Annotated in this window: 20 protein-coding genes and 1 pseudogene; 10 read left to right on the forward strand and 11 right to left on the reverse strand. The window is 75.7% G+C overall.

Annotated elements, in window-relative coordinates; translation table 11 throughout:
• Window positions 1–69 precede the first annotated feature (69 nt).
• The 3 genes from GYH36_RS15495 to GYH36_RS15505 all read right to left on the reverse strand — a co-directional run bounded on the left by GYH36_RS15495 (window position 70) and on the right by GYH36_RS15505 (window position 3,311).
• Complete coding sequence (locus GYH36_RS15495; RefSeq protein WP_162290307.1) at window positions 70–1,008, reverse strand: glycine betaine ABC transporter substrate-binding protein; 939 nt, start codon at window positions 1,006–1,008, stop codon at window positions 70–72.
• A 108-nt stretch (window positions 1,009–1,116) separates the two neighbouring features.
• Window positions 1,117–1,986, reverse strand: coding sequence for an ABC transporter permease (locus GYH36_RS15500; RefSeq protein WP_162290308.1), 870 nt, complete (start codon window positions 1,984–1,986; stop codon window positions 1,117–1,119).
• On the reverse strand, window positions 1,983–3,311 hold the full coding sequence (locus GYH36_RS15505) for a quaternary amine ABC transporter ATP-binding protein (protein WP_162290309.1): 1,329 nt from the start codon (window positions 3,309–3,311) through the stop codon (window positions 1,983–1,985). Before GYH36_RS15505 ends, GYH36_RS15500 begins: the two co-directional genes overlap by 4 nt.
• Window positions 3,312–3,887: 576 nt before the next feature.
• Here GYH36_RS15505 and ahcY point away from each other — a divergent pair.
• The 5 genes from ahcY to GYH36_RS15530 all read left to right on the forward strand — a co-directional run bounded on the left by ahcY (window position 3,888) and on the right by GYH36_RS15530 (window position 9,992).
• Window positions 3,888–5,456, forward strand: coding sequence for an adenosylhomocysteinase (gene ahcY / locus GYH36_RS15510; RefSeq protein ID WP_024839362.1), 1,569 nt, complete (start codon window positions 3,888–3,890; stop codon window positions 5,454–5,456).
• 107 nt (window positions 5,457–5,563) lie between these two features.
• On the forward strand, window positions 5,564–6,091 hold the full coding sequence (locus GYH36_RS15515) for a hypothetical protein (protein ID WP_162290310.1): 528 nt from the start codon (window positions 5,564–5,566) through the stop codon (window positions 6,089–6,091).
• A 94-nt stretch (window positions 6,092–6,185) separates the two neighbouring features.
• On the forward strand, window positions 6,186–7,694 hold the full coding sequence (locus tag GYH36_RS15520) for a sensor histidine kinase (RefSeq protein WP_162290311.1): 1,509 nt from the start codon (window positions 6,186–6,188) through the stop codon (window positions 7,692–7,694).
• 112 nt (window positions 7,695–7,806) lie between these two features.
• A complete protein-coding gene (locus GYH36_RS15525; RefSeq protein WP_024839359.1) occupies window positions 7,807–8,466 on the forward strand; it encodes a response regulator transcription factor in 660 nt (219 codons plus the stop codon).
• A gap of 140 nt (window positions 8,467–8,606) precedes the next feature.
• The gene (locus tag GYH36_RS15530) at window positions 8,607–9,992 is read left to right on the forward strand and encodes an acyltransferase family protein (RefSeq protein WP_162290312.1); all 1,386 of its coding nucleotides are present in this window, start codon (window positions 8,607–8,609) and stop codon (window positions 9,990–9,992) included.
• On the opposite strand, the gene GYH36_RS15535 is transcribed toward GYH36_RS15530, so the two are convergent.
• A complete protein-coding gene (locus tag GYH36_RS15535; RefSeq protein WP_115942987.1) occupies window positions 9,965–10,783 on the reverse strand; it encodes an RDD family protein in 819 nt (272 codons plus the stop codon). The two genes, GYH36_RS15530 and GYH36_RS15535, sit on opposite strands and share 28 nt — an antisense overlap.
• 89 nt (window positions 10,784–10,872) lie before the next feature.
• Here GYH36_RS15535 and GYH36_RS15540 point away from each other — a divergent pair, with 89 nt between their 5' ends.
• The gene (locus tag GYH36_RS15540) at window positions 10,873–11,862 is read left to right on the forward strand and encodes a stage II sporulation protein M (protein ID WP_024839356.1); all 990 of its coding nucleotides are present in this window, start codon (window positions 10,873–10,875) and stop codon (window positions 11,860–11,862) included.
• A gap of 19 nt (window positions 11,863–11,881) precedes the next feature.
• On the opposite strand, the gene GYH36_RS15545 is transcribed toward GYH36_RS15540, so the two are convergent.
• The 7 genes from GYH36_RS15545 to GYH36_RS15570 form a co-directional block, all read right to left on the reverse strand.
• Window positions 11,882–13,063, reverse strand: coding sequence for a winged helix DNA-binding domain-containing protein (locus GYH36_RS15545; RefSeq protein ID WP_162290313.1), 1,182 nt, complete (start codon window positions 13,061–13,063; stop codon window positions 11,882–11,884).
• Window positions 13,064–13,070: 7 nt separating this feature from the next.
• Entirely contained in the window at window positions 13,071–13,193 is a 123-nt protein-coding gene (locus tag GYH36_RS20105; RefSeq protein WP_255318720.1) for a hypothetical protein, read from the reverse strand.
• Window positions 13,194–13,336: 143 nt separating this feature from the next.
• Complete coding sequence (locus GYH36_RS15550; RefSeq protein ID WP_162290314.1) at window positions 13,337–14,629, reverse strand: DUF58 domain-containing protein; 1,293 nt, start codon at window positions 14,627–14,629, stop codon at window positions 13,337–13,339.
• A 10-nt stretch (window positions 14,630–14,639) separates the two neighbouring features.
• A complete protein-coding gene (locus GYH36_RS15555) occupies window positions 14,640–15,767 on the reverse strand; it encodes an AAA family ATPase (protein ID WP_446661273.1) in 1,128 nt (375 codons plus the stop codon).
• Window positions 15,768–15,847: 80 nt separating this feature from the next.
• Complete coding sequence (locus GYH36_RS15560) at window positions 15,848–17,074, reverse strand: DUF4350 domain-containing protein (RefSeq protein ID WP_162290315.1); 1,227 nt, start codon at window positions 17,072–17,074, stop codon at window positions 15,848–15,850.
• Window positions 17,071–17,739 carry a DUF4129 domain-containing protein gene (locus GYH36_RS15565; RefSeq protein WP_024839351.1) on the reverse strand — a complete coding sequence of 223 codons (669 nt, stop codon included), beginning with the start codon at window positions 17,737–17,739 and terminating at the stop codon, window positions 17,071–17,073. Before GYH36_RS15565 ends, GYH36_RS15560 begins: the two co-directional genes overlap by 4 nt.
• Window positions 17,736–19,148 carry a hypothetical protein gene (locus GYH36_RS15570; protein WP_162290316.1) on the reverse strand — a complete coding sequence of 471 codons (1,413 nt, stop codon included), beginning with the start codon at window positions 19,146–19,148 and terminating at the stop codon, window positions 17,736–17,738. Before GYH36_RS15570 ends, GYH36_RS15565 begins: the two co-directional genes overlap by 4 nt.
• A gap of 197 nt (window positions 19,149–19,345) precedes the next feature.
• Here GYH36_RS15570 and mtrA point away from each other — a divergent pair, with 197 nt between their 5' ends.
• The 4 genes and pseudogenes from mtrA to GYH36_RS15590 all read left to right on the forward strand — a co-directional run.
• On the forward strand, window positions 19,346–20,029 hold the full coding sequence (mtrA, locus tag GYH36_RS15575) for an MtrAB system response regulator MtrA (protein WP_024839349.1): 684 nt from the start codon (window positions 19,346–19,348) through the stop codon (window positions 20,027–20,029).
• A 107-nt stretch (window positions 20,030–20,136) separates the two neighbouring features.
• The gene (gene mtrB, locus GYH36_RS15580) at window positions 20,137–21,867 is read left to right on the forward strand and encodes an MtrAB system histidine kinase MtrB (protein WP_115943736.1); all 1,731 of its coding nucleotides are present in this window, start codon (window positions 20,137–20,139) and stop codon (window positions 21,865–21,867) included.
• Window positions 21,864–23,594, forward strand: coding sequence for an LpqB family beta-propeller domain-containing protein (locus GYH36_RS15585; RefSeq protein WP_162290317.1), 1,731 nt, complete (start codon window positions 21,864–21,866; stop codon window positions 23,592–23,594). Before mtrB ends, GYH36_RS15585 begins: the two co-directional genes overlap by 4 nt.
• Window positions 23,595–23,723: 129 nt before the next feature.
• Window positions 23,724–24,093: pseudogene (locus GYH36_RS15590) on the forward strand (ComF family protein); the annotation flags it as partial.

The raw sequence follows: 24,093 nt of genomic DNA on the forward strand, positions 1-24,093 counted from the left end.
TCATACCGGGGGGCCGCCCCGGGCCCGGCCGCCGGCGCGGGCCCCCGCCGAGGTCGTCGCGGGTCGTGGTCAGACGCCCGCGGCCTCCTTGAGATCGTCGACGAACGTCGGGTTCTCCTCGAGCCACGCCTGCACGGCGGCGTCCTCGTCGGCGTGCTCGTCGGAGTTGAACATCATGTTCTCGAGCGAGAACAGCTGCTCGTCGTCGAGGGTGAAGGCCCCCACGAGCTTGGTCAGCGTCGGGTAGCGCTCCTCGAAGTCGCCCGCGCCGTAGGTGTGGATGGACTCGGCGTCGCCGAGCGTGCCCTCGGGGTCCTCGAGGTCGCGCACGGGGAACTCGTCGTAGGCCCAGTGCGGGCGCCAGAGCGTCACGGCGATGTTCTCGCCGGCCTCGGTCGCGCCCTTGAGCTCGGCGAGCATGGCCGGGGTCGAGGAGATGGTGTAGTCCATGCCCTCGAGGCCGTACGTGGGGATGACCGCGTCCTGGGTGACCTTGGTCAGGCCCGCGCCCGCCTCGATCCCGACGAGCTTGTTGCCGTACTCGTCGGCCATGGAGGCGAGGTCCTCGAGGGACTGCGCGGGCGAGTCCTCGTTGACGGCGATCGTGAGCTTGGCGTCGTCGTACCACGTGCCGAGGTCGGTGATGTCGTCGCCGTACTTCGCGACGTACTCCTCGTGCGTGATCGGGAGCCACGCGTCGAAGAGCAGGTCGAAGTCGCCGCCCGCGAGGCCGGTGAACACGACGCCGATCTCGCCGGTCTGCGTCTCGACGTCGTAGCCCTCCTGCTCGAGGATCGCCTTCCACAGGTGGGAGACGGCGATGCCCTCGTCCCAGCCGGAGGGGATGCCGATCGAGACCGAGGACTCGTCCTCGCCGGTCGAGGCGCCGCCGGAGCCGGAGCCCGACTCGGACGCGCAGGCGCTCAGGCCGAGGCCGAGCACCGCGGCGGCGGCGACGGCAGCCGTGCGGCGGGCGGTGCGGGTGCGGGACGTGCGTGCGGGAGTCATGCGTGTCCTTCCGTCGGGCGGCCGGGGACCGGCCGCCGTGGGTGGGGTGGGTGCCCGACGGCGTCGGGCGGGACGTACGGGGCGCGGGCGGGCCGCGCCGTGGGTGGGTCAGGCCCGCGTCGCGGCGAGGGCGCGCGCGACGGGCGCCTTGGCGCCGAGGCCGGCGGTCACGCGGTCGAGGAACATCGCGAGGATGACGACGGACAGGCCGGCCTCGAAGCCGAGCGCGATGTCGATGCTCGACAGCGCCGCGACGACGTCGTTGCCGAGGCCGCCGGCGCCGACCATGCCCGCGATGACGACCATGGAGAGCGACAGCATGATGACCTGGTTGACGCCGGCCATGATCGTGGGCAGGGCGAGCGGGAGCTGGATCTGGCGCAGGATGCGGCCCGGCGTGGAGCCGAACGCGTGCCCGGCCTCGACGACCTCGGAGTCCACCTGCCGGATGCCGAGCTCGGTGAACCGGACGCCGGGCGCCATGGCGAAGATGATCGTCGCGATGATCCCGGGCACGGGGCCGGTGAGGAAGATGACGACGGTCGGGATGAGGTAGACGAACGCCGGCATGGTCTGCATGAAGTCGAGCACCGGCCGCACGACCGCGGAGACGCGGTCGTCGCGCGCGGCCCAGATGCCGAGCGGGACGGCGAGGAGCAGCGCGATCGCCGCCGACAGCAGGACGAGCGCGAGGGTGTCCATCGCGTTGCCCCACTGGTCGACGCCGGCGATGACGACGAACCCGACGAGCGAGCCGAGCGCCAGCTTCCAGCCCTTGACGAAGAACGCGAGGGCGGCGAGCACGACGGCGACGACCCAGAACGGCGGGCTCGCCAGGATCGTGTCGAGCGCGTCGTAGACGCCGACGAGGACGTCCTTGACGAAGCGGAACAGGGGGCGGAACGTCGTCGTGATCCAGCTGACGAACGTGTCGATCCAGTCGCCGAGAGGGATGCGGGGCACGAGCGTGTCGGTCACGCGGCACCTCCCTCGGTCGAGGCGACGGCGTCCGGGGCGGTGCCGAGGTCGATCTCGCCGGTGCGGGGCTGGTCCGCGGGGACCATGGCCTCGAGCAGCGTCACGCGCGGGACGACGCCCACGAGGCGGCCGTCGGCGTCCGTGACGGGCACGGGGAGGGAGGACTCCGCGGCGGGGGCGAAGATCTCCGCGAGGGGCGTGTCGGGCGAGACGGGCGCGACGCCGTCGTGCACGAGGTCCCCGATGGTCTCCTTGCCGGCGCGGAGCGCGGCCACGGCGTCGTCGTCGCGCACGACGCCGTGGAGCACGCGCTGGCGGTCGACGACGTACGCGGCCGACACCTGCGCCTCGCGCATCGCGCGGCTCGCCTGGCGCGGCCCGCCGCTCACGGGGACGACGACGGCGGGGCGCACCATGACGGACGACGCGGTGAGGACGCGCGTGCGGTCGACGTCGGCGACGAACTGGGCGACGTAGTCGTTCGCGGGGTCGGACAGGATCTGCTCGGCGGTGCCGATCTGGACGATCCGGCCGTCGCGCATCACGGCGATGCGGTCGCCGAGGTGCATGGCCTCGTTGAGGTCGTGCGTGATGAACACGATCGTCTTGCCGAGCCGCTGCTGGAGGTCGAGGAGCTGCTCCTGCATCTCGCGGCGGATGAGCGGGTCGAGCGCGCTGAACGCCTCGTCCATGAGCAGCACGTCGGTGTCGGCCGCGAGCGCGCGGGCGAGGCCGACGCGCTGGCGCATGCCGCCGGAGAGCTGCGACGGGAGGGAGTCCTCCCAGCCGCCGAGCCCGACGAGGTCGAGCGCGCGGCGCGCCTTCTCGCGGCGCTCGGCCTTGCCGACGCCCTGGATCTCGAGCGGGTACGCCGCGTTGTCGAGGACGGTGCGGTGGGGCAGGAGCGCGAAGTGCTGGAACACCATGCTCACGCTGCGGCGGCGCAGGGCGCGCAGCTGCTTGGCGTCGGTCGCCGCGAGGTCGGTGCCGCCGACGAGGACGTGGCCGGACGTGGGCTTCCACAGGCCGTTGAGCATGCGGATGAGCGTGGACTTGCCCGAGCCGGACAGGCCCATGACGACGAAGATCTCGCCGCGGCGCACGTCGAAGCTCGCGTCGATGACCGCGGCGGTGCCGAGCGCCTTGACGTCGTCGCGCGACGCGCCCTGCTCGAGGCGGCGGATCGCCTCGACGGGGCGGCGGCCGAAGACCTTGTAGACGTCGCGCACGGAGACGGCGACGTCGGACGGGGGCGGTCCGGTCGGGGACGACGGCCGGTCGGCGGCCGTCGTGGTGTCGGGAGGGGTCGTGCTGGGGGCTGTCACGCGAGTGGGCCTCGCCTTCCGTGCGGGGGACCGGCACGCCCCGCGCGAGGACGGCGCCAGAGGGGCTCCGGCGGCGGCGTCTCGGGGGCGTGGCGCGAGGACCGCGTCGGCGCGTCGCGGCTCGGCGCCGGGCGGCGCCCTCCGCGCTGCTCGCGCAGCGGTCCTCGTGCTGGTCCGACATCCATCGGTACCGCACCACCCTGCCTGATTCGAGGTTCAACTTCTACCTGAGGGGCCGCCGTCGGGGGTGATTCCAGGACGATTCTTGACCCGGCAGCGCTGGAACGACGGGGATCGCGGCAGATCACGGATCGTTATCCCTTCGTGACCTTGAGATGGTCAAGCATTCGTGTTACGCGCGCGCCCGGGCGCGCGCGTCGGACGAAGCAGCGCGGCCCGCTCGCGCACCCCGGCCGCGCGCGCCCCGGCCGCGCGCCCGTCGTCGTCGGTAGGCTGGAGCCCGGCGGGACCGCGGTCCCGCACGGCGCGGACGGGAGCCCCCAGCGCAGCCACCGGCCGACCGCCGGCGGGCCGGCACGACCGGTCCGGCCGGCACCGAGATCGCACAGGAGAACCATGTCCACCACAGCGCAGGCCCCGACGTCCGGCGCCACCCCCGGCTTCGACGAGGTCCCCGGCCGCTACAAGGTCCGCGACCTGTCCCTCGCCGAGGCGGGCCGCCACCAGCTCCGCCTCGCCGAGCACGAGATGCCCGGCCTCATGGCGCTGCGCGCCGAGTACGGCGAGTCCCAGCCGCTCGCGGGCGCTCGGATCGCGGGCTCGCTCCACATGACGGTGCAGACCGCCGTCCTCATCGAGACCCTCGTCGCCCTCGGGGCGCAGGTGCGCTGGGCGAGCTGCAACATCTTCTCCACGCAGGACGAGGCAGCCGCGGCCGTCGTCGTCGGGCCCCACGGGACGCCCGAGGACCCGCAGGGCGTGCCCGTCTTCGCGTGGAAGGGCGAGTCGCTCGAGGAGTACTGGGACTGCACCGAGCAGATCCTGCTCTGGCCGCCCGCGGCCGACGGCACGCCGTCCGGCCCGAACCTCATCCTCGACGACGGCGGCGACGCCACGATGCTCGTCCACCTCGGGCTCCAGTACGAGCGCGCCGGGGTCGTCCCGCCGGACACGCTGCCGGGCGAGCCCGACCACACGCACGAGATGAACGTCGTGCGCGCGGTGCTGCGTCGCGCGCTCGACGCCGACCCCCTGCGCTGGACGACGGTCGCGCAGGGGATCCAGGGCGTCACCGAGGAGACGACGACGGGCGTGCACCGTCTCTACCAGCTCGCCGAGGCGGGGGAGCTGCTGTTCCCGGCGATCAACGTCAACGACTCGGTGACCAAGTCGAAGTTCGACAACAAGTACGGCATCCGCCACTCGCTGCCCGACGGGATCAACCGGGCGACCGACATCCTCATCGGGGGCAAGGTCGCGTTCGTCGCCGGGTACGGCGACGTCGGCAAGGGCGCGGCCGAGGCGTTCCGCGGCCAGGGCGCGCGCGTCGTCGTGTCCGAGGTGGACCCGATCTGCGCGCTCCAGGCCGCGATGGACGGGTTCCAGGTCGCGCGCATCGAGGACGTGCTCGGCGAGGCGGACTTCTTCATCACGACGACCGGCAACAAGGACGTCATCCGTGCCGAGCACCTCGTCGCGATGAAGGACAAGGCCGTCGTCGGGAACATCGGCCACTTCGACAACGAGATCGACATGGCGGGCCTCGCCGCGGTGCCGGGCGTCACGCGCACGGAGATCAAGCCGCAGGTGCACGAGTGGACGTTCGCCGAGCCGGGCCCGGACGGGCAGCCCGCGGGCCGCTCGATCGTCGTGCTGTCCGAGGGGCGCCTGCTCAACCTCGGCAACGCGACGGGCCACCCGTCGTTCGTCATGAGCAACTCGTTCTCCAACCAGGTGATCGGCCAGATCGAGCTCTTCCAGGACGCGACCGCCGCCGCGCGCGAGGGCCGCGAGCGTGCTTACGCGCGCCAGGTGTACCGCCTGCCCAAGGTGCTCGACGAGAAGGTCGCGCGGCTGCACCTCGGTGCGCTCGGCGTCCGGCTGACCGAGCTCTCGCCGTCCCAGGCGGAGTACCTGGGCGTGCCGGTCGAGGGCCCGTACAAGCCCGAGCACTACCGCTACTGAGCACGGGGCCGCTCGGACCACCTGGAGGCAGCATGGAGCCGTCGCACGACGAGCGTGTCCCCGGCGCGCCCGCGCCCCGCGGCGGGACGGCGGGCCGAGGCGGTGAGGTGACCGGGACGCGGCCCCCGGGCCGGGTGCGGCCCCTGTGGCACCGCGTGGGCGACCGCTGGGAGCGCGAGCCCCCGCACGACCTGCTCTACGGGGCGATCGTCGCGGGCTTCGTCATGGCCGTGTCGAGCGTGCACGCCCCGACGGGTGACCGCGTCGTGGTCGCGACGTCGCTCGTCGCCGTGGGCTACTGGCTCGCGCACTGCTACGTCGACGCGGTGAGCGGCCGCTTCCACGACAGCGGGCACTCGCTGTGGGAGCGGACGCTCGCGGCGCTCCGGCTCAACCTGGGCGTGCTGCTCGGCGCGGTCCCGGGAATCGTCGTGTACCTGGTCGGGCACGCGCTCGGCCTCGCGGTGGAGCAGGCCGCGCTCGTCGCGGTGTGGTGCACGGTCGTGCTCCTCGGCGTCGTCGGCTTCTTCGCCGCGTACCGGGCGGGCGCGCGCGGCGGGCGCCTCGTGAGCGAGACGGCGCTGGCCGCCGCGTTCGGCGGTGTCGTCATCGCCGTGAAGTACCTGCTGCACTGACGGGACCGGCGTCCGCCGCCCGGGGGGTTGTCCCCACCCCGGCCCGGCGGACGCCTCCCTGTCGCGCCCGCGCGCGCTCGTCGAGACTGGCACCATGACTGCCGTGACCCCTGACCAGCCGAGCGTCGCGCCCGTGGGCGACCCCGCGACGCCGGGCGCCCCGTCCACCGGTGCTGCGCCCGGTCCCCGGACCGTGACGCGCGACGGCACCGCGCCGGCGGCGTCCGGCGACGTCGCGGCGTTCACCGGCTCGCGGCCCGACCCCCGCTACGTCGACCACCGCGAGCGCGTGTCGTTCGTGCGCGCGCCCTTCGCGGCGCGCACGTGGCGCGAGTACGGCTACCTGTGGCTCGCGATCCTCCTCGCGCCGTTCGCGTTCACGTACGGCGTGTTCTCCGTGACGTTCCTCGTCGCGATGCTCGTCCCGGTCCTCGGGCTCGTCCTCGCGGGCTGGGTCGTGGTCGGCGGGCGCGGCTGGGGCTCGATGTACCGGTCGATCGCGCGCTCGACGCTCGGCGTGGACGTCGCCGCCCCGGCGCCGTACGTCCGCCGCAAGGGCTTCTGGAGCACCCTGTGGCACGGGATCGGGGACGGGACCGGCTGGCGCGCCGTCCTCTTCCTCCTCGTGACGTTCCCGCTCGCGATCGTCGGGTTCGTCGCGAGCACGGTGTTCCTCGCCGTCGGCCTGGGCGGCACGACCCACTGGATCTGGTCGCGGTGGCTCCCGCTGCAGCAGGCGAGCGACGGGTCGTGGCACCGCGGGGCGTCGTTCGGGGCGGACTGGTTCGTCGACACCCCCGTGCGCCAGCTCGCGCTCGTGCTCGCCGGGCTCGTCGTCCTCTGGCTGTGGGCGCAGGTCACGCGCGGGTTCGCGCACCTGTTCCGCGTGCTCACCGTCGCGCTGCTCGGCCCGACGCTGTCGAGCCTGCGCGTCGCCGACCTCGAGGAGTCGCGCGGGCGCACGGTGGAGGACGCCGACGCGAAGCTGCGCCGCATCGAGCGCGACCTGCACGACGGCACGCAGGCGCGCCTCGTCGCCGTGGCGATGCAGCTCGGCGAGGCGAAGGAGCAGCTGGCCTCCGGGGGCGACCCCGTCGACGCCCTGGAGCTCGTCGACCTCGCGCACTCCTCGACCAAGGAGGCCCTCGTCGAGCTCCGCGAGCTCGCGCGCGGCATCCACCCGCCCGCGCTCGACAACGGGCTCGCGGTCGCGCTCGAGACCCTCGCCGCACGCTCGCCCCTGCCCGTGACGGTCGACGTCGACCCCGCGGTCGAGGCGTCGGGCCGCCTCGCGCCCGCCGTCGAGTCGATCGCGTACTTCTGCGTCGCCGAGCTCGTGACGAACGCCGTCAAGCACGCACGCGCGACGGGCGTCTACGTGCTCGTCGAGCGGCAGGGGAGCGGGCGCGGCGCGCGCCTGCGCCTGCGGGTGCGCGACGACGGCCAGGGCGGCGCGCGCGTCGTGCAGCCCGGGGAGGACGGGCACCGGTCCGGGCTCGCGGGCCTCGCGGAGCGCGTGCGGTCCGTGGACGGCACGCTCGACCTGACGAGCCCCGTCGGCGGGCCGACCGTCGTCACGGTGCTCCTGCCCGTGCGCGTCTGACGTGCGCGCCGCCGACGACGTCCTCCCGGGGCGGGGGACCGGCGTCGGGCACGATGGCCCCGGGGCATCTCACCAGCCCGGGCCGCACGGCCCGGCCGACCGGAAGGACACCATGCGCCTCGTCATCGCCGAGGACTCCGCCATCCTGCGGGACGGGCTCGTCGCGCTCGTGACCCGCCGCGGGCACGAGGTCGTGGCGGCCGTCGCCGACGGCGACGAGCTCGTCGCCCAGGTCGGGCACCTCGCCGCGCAGGACGCGCTGCCCGACGTCGCGGTCGTCGACATCCGCATGCCGCCCACGTTCACCGACGAGGGGCTGCGCGCCGCCCTCGCGCTGCGCGCCGCGCACCCCGACCTCGGGGTCCTGCTCTTCTCGCAGTACGTCGAGACGCGCTTCGCGAGCGAGCTCCTCACGGGCGGCGCGCGCGGCGTCGGCTACCTCCTCAAGGACCGCGTGGCCGACGTCGGCGAGTTCGTCGACGCGCTCACGCGCATCGCCGCCGGGCAGACCGTGCTCGACCCGGAGGTCGTCAGCCAGCTCATGGGCGCCTCGCGCGCCGACGACGGTCTCGCCCGGCTCACGCCGCGCGAGACCGAGGTGCTGGAGCTCATGGCGCAGGGCCGGTCGAACTCGGCGATCGCGCAGCAGCTCTACCTGTCGTACGGCGCCGTGGAGAAGAACGTCACGTCGATCTTCGGCAAGCTCGGCCTCCCGCAGGACGCGGGCGACCACCGGCGCGTGCTCGCCGTGCTGCGCTACCTCAAGGTCTGAGCGCGGGGGACAACCCCCGTACCGGCCGGGTGGCCGGCCGCGGCGAGGCCGGGGGACCCTCCCGTACCGGGACGAACGGGATGTTTCGAGACTGGTGAGCACCGGGCAACCGCCCCGGACCGCCGACCTTGGAGCATCCCGTGGCCGTCCTCTCGCCGCCGCCGTCCCCGTCCCGCACGTCGTCGCGGGCCCGCCCCGCGCCCGCCCGCCCAGGCGCGTCGCCCGACCGGACGGGCCGTCCGACGTCGGACCGCGCCACGACCCCGGGCGCCGCCGCGGTCGCCGCCGCCCCGCACGGACCGCGCCGGCCGCCGCGCGACGTGTTCGTCGACGCCGTGCGCGCCGTCGCCACCCTGAGCGTCCTCACGGCGCACTGGCTCATGGCCGACGCGACGTGGGACGGGGAGCACCTGCACGTCGGCAACGCGCTCGCGCACGGCGCCGGCTGGACGGTCACGTGGGTGCTCCAGGTCCTCGCGCTGCTGTTCTTCGCGGCCGGGGCGTCGGCCGCGTACGGGGTGCGGCCCCGGCCCGACGGCGGAGCGTCCCCCGGCCGCGCGGGTGCGGGCCGGGTCGTGGCCCGCCCGAGCGTCCCCGCCGACCTCGCGTCCGGCCTGCGCCTCGCCGGGCGGCGCCTGCCGCGGCTGCTGCGCCCCGTGGGCGTGTTCGTCGGGGCGTGGGCCGTCGCGATCGGCCTGCTGCTCGCGGCGGGCCTGCCGGGGGACGCCGTGCGCACGCTCGCGACGCTCGCGCCGCAGCTCCTGTGGTTCCTCGCCGTCTACCTCGGCCTCGTGGTGCTCACCCCGCTCCTGCGCCGCGCGCTGCACGCCGCGGGCTGGTGGGCCGTCGGCGCGCTCACCGCCCTCCCGCTCGGCGTCGAGGTGCTGCGGTTCGACGCCGGGCTGGAGCGCCTCGCGCTCGTGGACGTGCTGCTCGTCTGGGCCGTGCCCTACGCGATCGGGCTCCTGTACGCCGACGCGCGGGCGGGCGTGCGGGTCGTGCGCCGCGGCCGGGTCGTGCCCGTGGCGGTGCTCCCGCGGCCGGTCGTGCTCGTGGGCGTCGGGCTCGCCGCCGCGGCGCTCGCGGCCCTGCTCGTCGCGGTCGGCCCGTACCCGGTGTCGCTCGTCGGGATGCCGGGCGACGCGATGTCGAACCTCGGCCCGCCCACGGCGCCCGTCGTCCTGCACGGGGTCGCGCTCGTCGCGCTCGCCCTCGCCGCGCGAGGACCGCTCGTCCGTTGGGCCGACGGGCGGGGTCGGGGCGTGGTCGCGGGCCTCGCGCGGCGCTCGATGACGGTCTACCTGTGGCACCTCACGGCGATGATCGTCGTCGTCGGGGTCGTGCTCGTGGTGCTCGGTCAGGACCTCCCGGCCGTGGGCGGCGCCGACTGGTGGGCGAGCCGGCCCGTGTGGTTCGGCGCGTTCGCGCTCGTGCTCGTCGGGATCTCGCGTCTCGTCGGGCGGTTCGAGGACCCGCGGCCGGCGCGCCGGCCCCGGCGTCAGCGCGTCGGGTCGGGCACCGAGTAGGGGAGCCGGTGCAGCATCTCCGCCTGCTCGTGCGCGAGGGCCTGCGCGCGCCGGGCCGTGGCCCGGTCGCGCTCGCGCCGCTCGGTGAGCACGGCCACGAGGAACGCCTCCGGGTGCGTCCCCGGGGGCGGACCCGGGGCGACGTACCGCTCGACCTGCGCCGCGAGCTCCTGACCCAGACGGGCGCGCGACGCGGGGTGCAGCCGGGCCGCGCGGCCGAGGAACTGGCGGGCCGCGAGCGCGAGGCCGTCGGGCAGACGGCGCATGTCGGCCCGGGCGGCCCACGCGGCGAGGTAGGGCGGCATCGCGAGCGGGGCGAGCGTCGGTCGCCCGCCCCGCACCCGGATCGCGTACGTGCCCGCAGCCATGTCGCCGAGCCGCTTGCCCTTGTCGTTCGTCAGCGACGCGACGAGCGCGACGGATCCGAGCGTCAACCAGATCTCGCCGATCCCGACGAGGGCGCGCAGGAACGCGTGCCGGAACCGGACCGGGCCGCCGTCGTCGCGCACGACGCGGATGCCGAGCGCGAGCTTGCCGAGCGACCGCCCGCGCGAGAGGGTCTCGACCGTCGTCGGGACGACGACCATGACGAGCACGGCGATCGCGACGCTGATCGCGGGCGCGAGGTCGGGGTCGACGAGCTCGAGCGTGCCCGCCGTGGCCCACAGGAGCGCGATCAGCACGACGAAGATCGTCAGGAGGTCGAGGAACAGCGCGAGGCCGCGCGTCACGAACGACGCCGGCCGCGCGTCGAGGACCACGCCCTCGCCGATCAGGATCCCGTCGCGCACGCCCGCTCCTCGCCCTCGTCCGTCCCGGGCCCGCGCCCGTCCCTCGATCGGCGCACCGGCGGCACGCCTCGTGTGGCAGGGTATCGGTCGTGGACCTCGACGCCTTCACCGACGTGCACCGCGCGGAGTGGGACCGCCTGGAGACCCTCACGCGGCGCCGCACGCTCGACGGCGCCGAGGCCGACGAGCTCGTGCGGCTCTACCAGGCGGTCGCGACGCACCTGTCGACCGTGCGGTCCGTCGCACCCGACCCGGTGCTCGTCTCGCAGCTCTCCGTGCTCCTCGGCCGGGCGCGCACGCGCATCGCCGGCGCGCACGAGCCCGCGTGGCGCGACGTGGTCCGGTTCCTCACGGTGTCGCTCCCGGCCGCGCTGTACCGCATCCGGTGGTGGTCGGTCGGCGTGACGGTCGCGTGCCTCGTCGTCGGCCTCGTCGCGGGCGTGTGGGTCGCCACGACTCCCGAGGGTCTCGCGTCGATGGGCCCGCCGAGCGTTCAGCAGAACTACGTCGACGAGGCGTTCGCGTCCTACTACGACCCGGGCATCGACTTCGCCGCCGTCGTGTGGACCAACAACGCGTGGATCGCGGCGCAGTGCGTCGGGCTGGGCATCACGGGCGTCTTCCCCGCGTACGTGCTGTTCTCCAACGCGGTGGCCGTCGGGTCGATCGGCGGCATGATGGCGGCGCACGGCGAGCTCGCGCTCTTCCTCCAGCTCATCACGCCCCACGGGCTGCTCGAGCTCATGTCCGTGTTCGTCGCCGGCGCCGCTGGCCTGCGTATCTTCTGGGCATGGGTGGACCCGGGCCCGCTGCCGCGCTCGCGCGCGCTCGCCCAAGAGGGACGCGCCCTCGTGACCGTCGCGATCGGGCTCGCGATCGCGCTCGCGGTCTCGGGCGTCATCGAGGGCTTCGTCACCGGCTCGACGATGCCCTGGTGGCTCAAGATCGTCATCGGCGCCCTCGCTCTCGCCGCGTTCTGGGTCTACACGATCGTCCTGGGCCGCCGCGCCGTGGCGGCGGGCGAGACGGGCGACCTCACCGCGGATCACGCCGGCGACGTCGTGCCGGTGGCCGCCTGAGCCGTCCTCGACCCGCCGGTCACGCGCTCGCGTCGTGCACGACGACGCGCGCCCGGGCGTGCGGCCACGCGCACCCGACCCAGGACCGCGCCCGGTCCTCGATCCCCTCGCGGACGCCCGGTGCGCGCAGCCGGTCGGCGCCGAGCGGTCGGACCTCCACGAGCACGGTGTCCTCGCCCTCGGGGCGCGCCGTCCAGGCCCCGGCGACCCGGCCGTCGACGAGCACCGTCGCCGCCACCTGCCCGTTGACGCTCACGACGCTCTTCACGGGCACGTCGCCGAGGACGCGCGTGCGGTCGGCGTGCGACAGGACGAGGTTGTCGAAGTCGCCCGCGAGGACCACCGGCACGGGTGCCGTGCCGGGCGGCCGGGGCGCGTCGGGGAGGTCGAACAGCGGCGTGCCGTCCGGGCCGGTGAAGGTCGTGAGCTCCGGGCGCAGCGCGTCGAACGCGGCGCGCAGGCGCGTCAGGCCCGCCCAGCGCTGCGCGTCCGCGACGGACGCGGGCCCGAACGCCGCGAGGTAGCGGCGTACGAGCCGCACGCGCGCGGCGAGGGCCGCGTCGGGGTCGGCGTCGTGCGCGACGGCGTCGAGCGCCGGGTCGGACCGTCCGAGCCACGCGTGCGCCGTCGTCCACGTGGTCGTCGTGCCGGGGCCGCTCGCACCCCACAGGCCGCGCGGCGGGACCTGGACGAGCGGGAGGAGGCATCGCGCGGCGTACGCGAGGTGCGTGGGGTCCACGTCCTCCCACCGCTGCGCGAGGCGTCGCCCGAGCTCGACCGACGTGAGCGGCTCGGCGAGCAGGTCGCGCGCGGCGCGCTCGACGTCGTCGAGGTCGACGTGCGCGAGCGCGGTCCCGTGCTGGTTCCTCGACCGCAGGTACGTCGCGAGGCCCGGGCGGGCGAGCGCGGTGAGCTCGAGCGCGTCGTCGGCGGCCACGAGGTGCACCGTGCCGCGCAGGGTCGCGACGCGCACGACCTCGCGGTCGAGCAGGCGGTCGCCCAGGTCGGCCGGGGCGAAGGCCGCCAGGCGCGACCAGAGCGCGGGGTACGGCGACGACGGGACCTGCGACTGCAGCCCCACGAGGTGGCGCGCCTCGTCGAGCACAGTGGCGTCGCGCGGCACGTCGAGGTGCTGCCGCGCGAGCAGCGCGCGGTTGAGGTCGTCGTGGCTCAGCCGCGGCCCGTGCCGCTCGTCGCCCATCGCCGGGTCAGGAGAGCACGATCGCGAGCGCGGGGATGAGGAACGTCGCGAGCAGCGCCGCCACGACGATCATCGCGACGCGGCGGTTGCGTCGGGCGCGCTGCCGGGGGTCGGTCGGCTGCCAGGCCACGGGGTCTCCTGAGGTCGGGGGACGTGCTCGACGACCCTACCGCCCGACCCGTGCGGTCCCGGCGCCGAGCATGCGCTGAGGGCTCGTCCGTGGCCGCGGACGAGCCACAGCCGCATGGTCGGCGGCTCAGGGGTGGGTGGGGGTCAGAGGCGGCCGGCCGCCTTGAGCGCGAGGTAGGTGTCGGCGAGGCGCGGGGCGAGGTCGTCCGGGAGGGCGTCGACGACCTCGACGCCGCGCTGGCGCAGCACCGTCGTCACCGCGGCACGCTCGATCTCGCCGCGCGCGGCGGCCGCGGCGTCGTACACCTCGGCCGTGCCCGAGCGCTCGTCGCGCAGCGCGGCGACCTCGGGGTCCCCGGCGGCCGCGAGGACGACCTGGTGCTTGGCGGTGAGCTGCCCGACGACGGGCAGCAGCCCGGTCTCGACCGCGGCGGGGTCGAGCGTCGACAGGAGCACCACGAGCGCGCGCTGCGACAGACGCTCGTGCACCGCGCCGACGAGCCCGGGCCAGTCCGTCTCGAGCAGCACGGGCTCGAGCGGGGCGAGCGCGTCGGCCATCGCGGGCATGAGCCGCGGACCGGCGGCCCCGGCGACGCGCGAGCGCACCGTGCGGTCGTACGCGACGAGCTCGACGCGGTCGCCCGCGCGGCCCGCGAGCGCGGCGAGCAGCAGCGCGGCCTCGATGCTCGCGTCGAGGCGCGGCTCGTCGCCCACGCGCGTCGCCGAGGTGCGCGACGTGTCGACGACGATCAGCACGCGCCGGTCGCGCTCGGGGCGCCACGTGCGCACGACCATGTCGCGGCCGCGCGCGGACGCCCGCCAGTCGATCGAGCGCACGTCGTCCCCGATGACGTACTCGCGCAGCGAGTCGAACTCGGTGCCCTCGCCGCGCACCTGGACCGCCGCGCGACCGTCCATCTCGCGCAGGCGCGCGAGCCGGCTCGGCAGGTGGCGCCGCGACGCGAACTCCGGCAGGACGCGCAGGCGCCCGGGCACGGGGATCGAGGCCTGGCGCGCCGCGAGCCGCAGCGGGCCGAGCGACCGGATCGTGACCCGGTCCGCGACGCGCTCGCCGCGCCGCGTGGGCACGAGCACCGTCGTCACGCGCGTCGCCTCGCCGGGCGGGAGGTCGACCGCGTGCCGGTTGCCCTGCGTCCCCGCCGACGGCGGCCACGCGTCGCGCACGAGCGCCCGCAGCCGTCGCGACGCGAGGTTCGTGAGCGTGAGGCGGGACGTCGTGGTGTCGGTGAGCCGCACCGAGCCGGGGACGCGGCGCTCGATCGCGACCCGCCGCGGGGACGCCGCGAGCGCGACGTCGAGCGCGCACAGCGCGACGACGAGCAGCGTCCACACGAGCACCGTCCCCGGCACGGGGAACAGCAGCACGGGGACGATCCCGAGCGCCGTCAGCACGACGGCGCGCCACGTCAGGGCCACGAGCGGCGCCTCAGCGGGGGACGGGGACGGACGCGAGCACGGTGTCGAGCACGCTCTCGGCCGTCACGCCCTCGAGCTCGGCCTCGGGCCGCAGCTGCACGCGGTGGCGCAGCGTGGGGTGCGCGAGCGCCTTGACGTCGTCCGGGGTCACGTAGGAGCGGCCCGAGAGCCACGCCCACGCGCGCGACGTCGCGAGCAGCGCCGTCGCACCGCGCGGGGAGACGCCGAGCGACAGCGAGGGGGAGTGGCGGGTCGCGCGGCACACGTCGACGGCGTAGCCGAGGACCTCGCGCGCGACCTGGACGCGCGCGACCTCCTCGCGCGCGCGGTCGAGCACGTCGCGCCCCGCGACGGCACGGACGCCCGCGGCCGCGAGGTCGCGCGGGTTGAAGCCCGCGGCGTGGCGCGCGAGCACCTCGACCTCCTGCTCGCGCTCCGGCAGCGGCAGCACGACCTTGAGCAGGAACCGGTCGAGCTGTGCCTCGGGGAGCGGGTACGTGCCCTCGTACTCGACGGGGTTCTGCGTCGCGATGACGAGGAACGGGTCGGGCAGCGGGCGCGGCGTGCCGTCGACGGACACCTGCCGCTCCTCCATGGCCTCCAGGAGCGACGCCTGCGTCTTGGGGGGCGTGCGGTTGATCTCGTCGGCGAGCAGGAGGTTCGTGAAGACCGGGCCCTCGCGGAAAGAGAACTCGGCGGTCCGCGCGTCGTACACGAGCGAGCCCGTGACGTCGCCGGGCATGAGGTCGGGCGTGAACTGCACGCGCTTGGTGCCGAGGTCGAGCGACGCCGCGAGCGTGCGCACGAGCAGCGTCTTGGCGACGCCGGGCACGCCCTCGAGCAGCACGTGCCCCTTGCAGAGCAGCGCGATGAGCAGGCTCGTCACCGCGCCGTCCTGCCCGACGACGGCCTTGCCGACCTCGGTGCGCACGGCGGCCAGTGCCTGGCGCAGCTCCGGTGTCGGCGCGGGCGGCACGTCGTGCGACGCGGTGGCGGTCGCCGGGTGCCCGGGGGCGGGCTGCGCGTGCGGCGCGGGCCCCTGCGGTGCCGGGGCACCGGGCGCCTGAGGCCCGGGCGGGCCGGGTTGGTGCGCGGGCGGGCCGGGCTGGTGCGCGGGCGGGCCGGCGGCCGCGCTCACGCGGTCGGCGACGCTCGGGTCCTGCGCGGGCGGCGGCGCGAAGCGGTCGGGCTGCGGCACGGAGCCGTCGGGGTGGTGCGTCACGAGTGGTAGACCTCGCTCTCGATCCGGTCAAGGTGACGCGCGAGCTCGAGCAGCGCCGCGTCGTCGGCGGGTGGTGGTCCGTACAGGAGCTGGGCGACCTGCTCGCCCGGTCGGCCCGTCGCGCGCGCGACGGCGTCGACGAGCGCGGGGGCGTCGGCCGAGCGGGGCAGGCCGAGGCGGTTCGCGAGGCGGTCGGCGGCGCTCGCGCGCAGACCCGCGGCGGCGTGCCCGCGGGCACCGGCGCGCCGGTAGAGCCGGCCGCGCCCGCGCGTCGTCTCCGCCGCGCGCACGACGACGGGCAGGTCCTCGGTCACGAGCGGGCCGAGGCGACGCCCGCGCCAGAGCATCACCGCGAGCACGACGACGAGGGCCTGGAGCGCGACGACGCCGAACCACGGCGGCAGGGACAGCGCCGGTGCCTGCTCGTCCTCGCCGCCCTCGAACGACGTGTCGAACGGGTCGGGCACGAGCCACACGAGGCGGTCGTGCGCGCCGAGCGTCCACAGGGCGAGGGCGGCGGCGCCGTCCTCGGCGACGGCGTCGTTGCGCAGCACGGAGGAGGTGTCGACCACGCGCACGGTGCGCCCCTCGGCCTCGTGCACGAGGTACGCGCCGACGCCCGGGTCGTCGGGCGAGGGGAAGCACAGCACGTTCGTCCCGTCGAGGTCGACGAGGCCGACGCCGTCCGAGCGCACGGAGCCGGCCGCCTGCGCGGCCGGGTCGTCGCAGCGCGCGCTGCGCGCCGCGCCGCCCGAGCCCCACTCGTAGGCGAGGCCGGCGCTCCCGCCGGTCGCGGCGTCGAGCAGGTGGTCCGGGGGCGCCACGAGGACGAGGTCGGCGCGCGTGCGCACGATCGCGTCGACCTGCTCGTCGAGCAGGAAGTCGCCCTCCGCGACGAGCAAGGTGCCGCCGTCGGCCGCCGCGGCGACCGCGTCGGCGACCGTGCGCACGTACGTCACCTCGACGCCTCGGTCGCCCAGCACCTCGGCGACGGCGCGTGCCCCCGCGGGGCCCGGGTTGTCGGGTGCGAGCGGCGTCGCCGACGTCGTGGGGCGCGCGATCGCGGACAGGCCCGCGAGCGCGAGCAGCGCGACGACGACGAGGAGGGGCCAGCGCGCGCTGCGCCACCGGCGCCGGGCGCGCGACCCGGCCGTCGTGCCGTCGCCGACGACGGGCACGTGGGACGTCGTGACGACGCGCCCGTCGTCCGTGGTCGTGCTCACGCGCCGTCACCCCCCGGGGCGGCGGCCGACGCGACCTCGGGGCGCAGCGCGGGGCGCGCGGCGAGCGTGCGCTCGTCGAGCGCACGCAGGAACGCGTCCGCCTCGGGGCCGACGACCGCCTTGCCGTACGCGACGTCGTCGAACAGGTGCGCGCCTCGTTCGAGCCCGTCCGCGACCTCGGGCACGCGCTCGCCCGCGGTCTGCGCGGCCTCCCACGCGGTGCGCCCCGGCCGGGGGTCGATCACCGCGCGCTCCTCGAGCGAGCGCACGACGGCGCGGAAGCGCTCGAGCGCGGCCGTCGCCCAGTCGCCGCGCGCCGCGGCGTCGTCGGCGGCGGCGCGCAGGTCGGACGCCGGGCGCGTGTCGTCGTCGAGCACGACGGCCGACGCCTTCGCGCGGCGCGACAGGCGCACCGGACCGGCGACCCAGTACGCGATCCCGGCGACGAGCGCGACGCCCGCGACGACGAGCGCGGCCGTGGCCGGACCGCCCAGGTCGATCCCCGTCGCGCCGTCGAAGAGGTCGGCGAGCCAGTCGAGGAACCGCTGCAGGAGCGACGGGTCGGTGCGGTACTCGGGCTTCGCGAGCTCCTCGACGAGCCAGCGGCGCGCCTCGTCGGCGCCGGGCTGCACGGGCACGTCGGCCGCGAGCGACCACGGCGTCATGCGCGCGGCTGCTCGCTCGCCGCGGCCGCGAGCTCGACGTCCAGCCCCTCACGACGCATGCGGACGTCGATGTAGAGCAGCGCGACGACGCTCCCGAGGAAGAGTGCGGTGGCGATCGTCCCGAGGGCGACCCCGAGCGTGATGAGGACGTTGCCGGCGAAGCCCTGACCGGCGGCGACGAGGATTCCGCCGACGAGGCTGAACGGAGAGACCAGGATCTGCGCGACGAAACCCATCGCGAGGTTGGCGAGCAGGACGATGCCGAAGAGTCGCCAGAAGCTGCCGCGGGACAGCAGCCAGGTGCGCTTCACCGTGGCCCAGAAGGGCTGGCCCTCGAGGGCGAGCGCGGGCGGGACGAGGATGGTCCGGATCCACAGCCACGCGAGGAGCACGATCAGGCCGGGGACGGTGACGAGGAGGAGCGTGACTCCGAGCCACGTCGCGACGGCGAACCCGGCCGTGACGAGCAGGACGGCGAGTACGACCGCGACCACCCAGCCGAGGCTGAACAGGAGCGAGAACCCGATGAGGAACCATGCGCGGCGTCCGACCTGTGACCAGACCTCGCGGACCGTCGCCTTGCGCCCGATGACCGACTGCCCGATGGACACCGTCAGCAGGCCGCTGACGATCGGGTTCGCGAGGCTCGTGACGAGTCCCGTGCCGTAGATGTTCGCGTACATGATCGCGAACTCGTTCTCCAGGCCGCCGAAGCCCGCGTCGGAGGGGACGCTGAAGAAGAGGTCTGCCACGTACCCCGAGAACGCCCAGCCCAGCAGGGCGCCGACGACCGTCGCGACGACGACGACGAGCGAGCTCAGGCCGAGCATGACGCGCGGGTTGTGGCGGATGGCGCCGAACGCGCCGTCGAAGATCTCGCCGAGCGTCAGCGGCCGCAGCGGCACGATGCCGGGCTTGGCGGCGGGCGGCGCGTACGGCGCGCCCGCGAAGCCCGGGGTCGGTCCGTAGCCCGGCGCGCCGTACTGCTGCCCGTACTGGCCTTGCCCGTACTGCTGCTGCCCGTACTGGCCCTGCCCGTACTGCCCCGGTGCGCCCTGACCGTGCTGCGGCTGGCCGTAGCCGGGCTGGCCGTGCTGCGGCTGGCCGTACCCGGGCGCGCTCTGCGTCGGGGCGGGCGTGCTGCCCGGCTGCCCCCACGCGCCGGGGGACGGGGACGCGGCGGGCTGGTCCGGCGTCGGGCCCTGACCGGGCTCGTGCCCGGGCGCGTACTGGCCGTACCGGGGCTGCGGGGGAGTCGGGCCCGGGCCGTAGCCGGGCTGCCCGTACGTGGGCGTGCCCCACCCGCTCGCGTCGCCCTGCCCGGGGGTGGCGGGCGGCGTCGGGCCGGGCGTCGCCGTCGGCTCCGGCGTGGCACCGTCCGGCGTGCCGGAGGTGTCGGGTGTGCTCATGTGCTCGTGGTCCCCCGCGGTCGGCTCGGGCGTCGGTCCTGGCCGCAGGCGACAACGGCACCGGCGGCGAGGCCACCCTAGTACGGGCCCCCGCGCGGCGGCTGGCCGGCCCGCCGCCGCGCACCGGGCCGCGGCTTCACCCGCGCCGCACCCCGGGGCCTCGCCGAGGGACGGCCCGTCGATGGCAAGATGTCCGCATGAAGGTTCGTGTGCTCGTGGTGGACGACGACACCGCTCTGGCCGAGATGATCGGGATCGTCCTGCGCTCCGAGGGCTTCGAACCCGTCTTCTGCGCGGACGGCGACCTCGCGCTCGAGACGTTCCGCAGCACCCAGCCGGACCTCGTGCTGCTCGACCTCATGCTCCCCGGCAAGGACGGCACGGAGGTGTGCCGCCTCATCCGCGCGGAGTCGGGCGTGCCGATCATCATGCTCACGGCGAAGAGCGACACGGTCGACGTCGTGCTCGGGCTCGAGTCGGGCGCCGACGACTACATCTCCAAGCCGTTCAAGCCCAAGGAGCTCGTCGCCCGGATCCGCGCGCGCCTGCGCCGCACCGAGGAGCCGGCGCCCGAGCACCTGTCGATCGGCGACGTCGAGATCGACGTCACGGGCCACCGCGTCTCGCGCGGCGGCGAGCCGGTCGCGCTCACTCCGCTGGAGTTCGACCTGCTCGTCGCGCTCGCGCGCAAGCCGTGGCAGGTCTTCACGCGCGAGGTCCTCCTCGAGAAGGTCTGGGGCTACCGGCACGCGGCGGACACGCGCCTCGTCAACGTCCACGTGCAGCGCCTGCGCTCGAAGATCGAGCACGACCCGGAGAACCCGGAGATCGTCCTCACGGTGCGCGGCGTCGGCTACAAGGCGGGCGCGACCCGCACGTGAGCACGCCGGCCGGCTCCACCGACGGGCGCTGGCGAGGGCTCTGGCGCCGGGCCCGGCGACGAGCGCGCGCGACCGCCCGCCGCGTCGTGTGGCGGTGGCGCTCGTCGATGCAGCTGCGCGTCGTCACCTCGGCGCTCGTCGTGGGCGTCCTCACGGTCGGCGCGCTCGGCGCGTACCTCACGGACTCGATGCGCGACGGCCTCTACGAGCGGCGCGCGGCGGAGATCGACCTCGAGAGCGCGCAGTCGACGCAGCAGGCGCGTCGCACGCTCGACGCGTCGCCCGCGTCGACCGCGACCGAGGCGCAGTCCCTGCTGTTCGACCTCTTCTCCCTCCTGCAGTCCACGGGGTCCTCGCGCGACGTCTTCCTGTGGCAGTCCGGCGGGTCGGGCACCGTCGGCTTCCTCGACCAGTCGACGAACCCGCAGCTCGCCGACCTCGTCTCGCCCGAGATGCGCGAGGCGACCGTCGAGGCCGACGGCGGGCAGTTCCTCCAGTCCGTGGCGATCCCCGTCGACCCGATGCGACCCGAGTCGTCGGGCGTCGTGCCCGGGATCGTCGTGGGGTCCACGGTCGAGGTGCCCGTCGCCGGCACGTACGAGCTGTACTACCTCTACGACCTGCAGGCCGATCAGGAGACGCTGCGGTTCCTGCAGTCGGTGCTGCTGGTCGGCGCGCTCGTGCTGCTCGCCCTGCTCGTGGGCATCACGGCGCTCGTCACACGGCAGGCCGTGCTGCCCGTGCGGCAGGCGGCGAGCGTCGCGGAGCGCCTCGCCGACGGCCGGCTCGACGAGCGACTGCCCGTCAAGGGCCACGACGAGATGGCGTCCCTCGCGCACTCGTTCAACGAGATGGCGCAGAGCCTGCAGGAGCAGATCGGGCGTATGGAGGAGCTGTCGATGCTCCAGCGGCGGTTCGTCTCCGACGTCTCGCACGAGCTGCGCACGCCGCTCACGACGATCCGCATGGCGTCCGAGGTCCTGCACTCCTCGCGCGAGGAGTTCGACCCCGTGTCCCGGCGCTCGACCGAGCTGCTGCAGGCCCAGCTCGACCGGTTCGAGGACCTGCTCGCCGACCTGCTCGAGATCAGCCGGTTCGACGCGGGCGCCGCGGTGCTCGACGCCGAGCGCCGCGACCTGCGCGACGTCGTCAACGCCGCCGTCGACCACGCCGCGCCGCTCGCCGAGCGCAAGGGCGTGTGGCTCTCGGTCCACCTCGGGGACGAGCCCGTGACCGCGGACATCGACCCGCGGCGCGTCGAGCGCATCGTGCGCAACCTCGTCGTCAACGCGATCGAGCACGCCGAGGAGCGGCCCGTCGAGATCACGGTCGACGGCGACGGGCACGCCGTCGCGGTCGCGGTGCGCGACCACGGGGTCGGGATGACGGCCGACGAGGTGCAGCACGTGTTCGACCGGTTCTGGCGCGCCGACCCCGCGCGGGCCCGCACGACGGGCGGCACGGGCCTCGGCCTCGCGATCTCGCTCGAGGACGCGCACCTGCACGGCGGCTGGCTCGAGGCGTGGGGCCGGCCCGGGCGCGGCGCGAGCTTCCGCCTCACGCTCCCGCGCCGCGCCGGCATCCGCCTGCAGTCGTCGCCGCTGCCGCTCGTGAGCGAGGCCGTGGTCGGTCGCGGCCTCCCGGCCGAGTGGAGCGCGGACGCGCCCGTCGTCGAGGACGTCGAGGGCACGGCGGGGCCTGCGGACCTCCCGTCCGTCACGGGCGGCATCCCCGTCGTCCTCCCGCGCGAGCACGACCCGCACCCCGGGCGGGGGGCGGAGCCGGGACCGGGCGCCGACCCGGAGCCCGTGAGCACCGACGTCCAGGAGGCGCGATGAGCACGACCGGGACCCTGCGCGACCGTGCCCGGCAGGCGCTCGCGGCCGCGTGCGCGACCGTGCTCGTCGTCGTGCTCGGCGCGTGCGCGTCGATCCCCACGTCGGGGCCGGTCGTCGAGGGGCAGGCGACGCCCGAGGACCCGGGCCAGCCGTTCGTCAGCGCGCTGCCCCCGCCGCGCGACGGGGCGCCCGACCAGATCGTGCGGGGCTTCCTCGCCGCCCAGGCCCAGGGCGCGCGCTCGACGTTCGACGTCGCGTCCGAGTACCTCACGGACGCCGCCCAGGACGACTGGTCGCCCCTCGCGCAGGTCGCGATCCTCGAGGACGTGCCGCAGCTCGAGGTGGACGAGAGCACGCTCAAGGACGGCGCGACGACGGTGCGCACGACGGCGGACGTCGTCGGGATCGTCGACGCGCGCGGCGTGTACACCGAGCAGGTGCCGGGCCGCACGACGGAGATCTCCTACGGGCTCGTGCGCGACGACGACGGCCAGTGGCGGATCGCGACGGTCGACGACGGCCTGACGATCACCGCGACGAACTTCGCGCGCACCTACAAGCAGGTCAACCTCTACTTCCCGACGGTCGACCGCGCGTACCTCGTGCCGGACGCGCGCTGGTTCCCGAGCCGCAACTGGCAGGCGCTCGCGGTGCGCGAGACGCTGCGCGGCCCCGCGGAGTGGCTCGCGGGGTCGGTCGCGACGGTCGCCCCGGACGGCACGGCCCTGAGCATCGACTCGGTCCCGCCGACCGAGGGCGCGGTGTCCGTGCCCCTCACCGAGCCGGTCACCTCGGCGTCGCCGGCCGACCGCGCCCTGCTCCTGGCCCAGCTCCAGGCGTCGCTCGGCGGTCGCGTCGAGATCACCGTCGGCGTGGGCGGGTCGGTGCTCTCGGCCGACGACGTCCCCACGATCGGCGTGGCGACGACGCCCGACGACCCGGTCGTCCTCGCGGGCGACCAGGTCATGCGGCTCGAGGGACGCACGACGACGCCCGTGGAGTCCGTCGCGCCGCTGACCGGTCTGCAGCCCACGGCGCTCGCGTTCCGGGGCCGGTCCGCCGACGCGGGACTCGTCGTGCGCGACGGCGGCGACCGGATCGTCACCGCGCCCACCGCCGAGGCGGGGCCGACGACGCTGCTCACCGGGTCGAACCTCCTCGCCCCGTCGGTCGACCGCTTCGGGTACCTGTGGAGCGGCCCCCAGGTGCAGGCGGGGTCGCTGCAGGCCGTGAACCTGGAGGAGGCGGGCTCCGACCAGGCGGTGACGCCGGTCGCGGCGCCGTGGCTCGAGGGGCGGACGGTCATGTCGGTGCGCGTCGCGCCGGACGGGGCGCGGATCGCGGTCGTGAGCGACGCCGGGACGGGCTCGCAGGTGCACGTCGCGGGCGTGGTCCGCGACGAGGCAGGGCGCCCGACGCAGCTCTCCGAGCCCGTGCGCGTGGGGCAGCCCGTGGTCGCGGCGACGCAGGTGACATGGCTCGACCGGGCTCTCCTGGGCGTGCTCGGGCGCACCGCGGGGGAGTCGGCGCCGGTCGTGCAGCGCGTGCCCGTGGGCGGGCCGACCGTGCCCACGTCGCCGGTCGAGAACGCGGTCTCGCTCGCGTCGGCGACGGGCGTGGGGACGGTGCTCGTGGGCACGAGCGACGGCAGCCTGTTCGCGGCGGGCACGTCGACGCTCTGGACGCGCGTCGCGACCGAGGTGCGCCTCGCCACGTACCCGGGCTGACGCCTCCCGGGCGGGACCAAGGATCCGCGGCCGACCACAGGGGCCGGGGGCGCGGGGGTCGCACGACGGCGTCCACAGCGCAGGGGCCCGATGCCGCGCGCGGGCTGCGGTCACCGGCACGCTGGCGCCATGCTCGTACGCGCCCTCGACGACGTCGCCCGTCTTGTCCTGCCCGTCTCGTGCCCGGGGTGCGACCGCCCGGACGTGCGGTGGTGCGCGGCGTGCCTCGGCCTCCTGCGCGCCCCGCTGCGCCGCCGCGAGGACGGGGCGCCGCGCCTCGACCGGCTCGACGGCGCGGGCCCGCTGCCCGTCTGGGCCCCGGCGGCGTACGCGGGTCCGGTCCGCGGCGTCGTCGTCGCGTGGAAGGACCGCGCGCGGGCGGACCTCGACCGTCCGCTCGCCGCGGTCGGGCGGGCTGCGGGTGTCGCGCTCGGCCCCGTCCTCGCGGCCGGGGCCCGCGCGGCAGCCGCGGTCCGCACGGCGCCCGCGGTCCGCACGG

Origin of the sequence: Cellulosimicrobium composti, assembly GCF_010287905.1 — a bacterium.
GTDB classification, from domain to species: Bacteria; Actinomycetota; Actinomycetes; order Actinomycetales; family Cellulomonadaceae; genus Cellulosimicrobium; species Cellulosimicrobium composti.

Excerpts from the sequence above, each read along its gene's own strand:
- GYH36_RS15495 (WP_162290307.1), bottom strand. The coding sequence starts at position 1,008 with ATGACTCCCGCACGCACGTCCCGCACCCGCACCGCCCGCCGCACGGCT.
- ahcY (WP_024839362.1), top strand. The coding sequence starts at position 3,888 with ATGTCCACCACAGCGCAGGCCCCGACGTCCGGCGCCACCCCCGGCTTC.
- GYH36_RS15520 (WP_162290311.1), top strand. The coding sequence starts at position 6,186 with ATGACTGCCGTGACCCCTGACCAGCCGAGCGTCGCGCCCGTGGGCGAC.
- GYH36_RS15525 (WP_024839359.1), top strand. The coding sequence starts at position 7,807 with ATGCGCCTCGTCATCGCCGAGGACTCCGCCATCCTGCGGGACGGGCTC.
- GYH36_RS15545 (WP_162290313.1), bottom strand. The coding sequence starts at position 13,063 with ATGGGCGACGAGCGGCACGGGCCGCGGCTGAGCCACGACGACCTCAAC.
- GYH36_RS15565 (WP_024839351.1), bottom strand. The coding sequence starts at position 17,739 with ATGACGCCGTGGTCGCTCGCGGCCGACGTGCCCGTGCAGCCCGGCGCC.
- GYH36_RS15570 (WP_162290316.1), bottom strand. The coding sequence starts at position 19,148 with ATGAGCACACCCGACACCTCCGGCACGCCGGACGGTGCCACGCCGGAG.
- mtrA (WP_024839349.1), top strand. The coding sequence starts at position 19,346 with ATGAAGGTTCGTGTGCTCGTGGTGGACGACGACACCGCTCTGGCCGAG.
- mtrB (WP_115943736.1), top strand. The coding sequence starts at position 20,137 with ATGCAGCTGCGCGTCGTCACCTCGGCGCTCGTCGTGGGCGTCCTCACG.
- GYH36_RS15585 (WP_162290317.1), top strand. The coding sequence starts at position 21,864 with ATGAGCACGACCGGGACCCTGCGCGACCGTGCCCGGCAGGCGCTCGCG.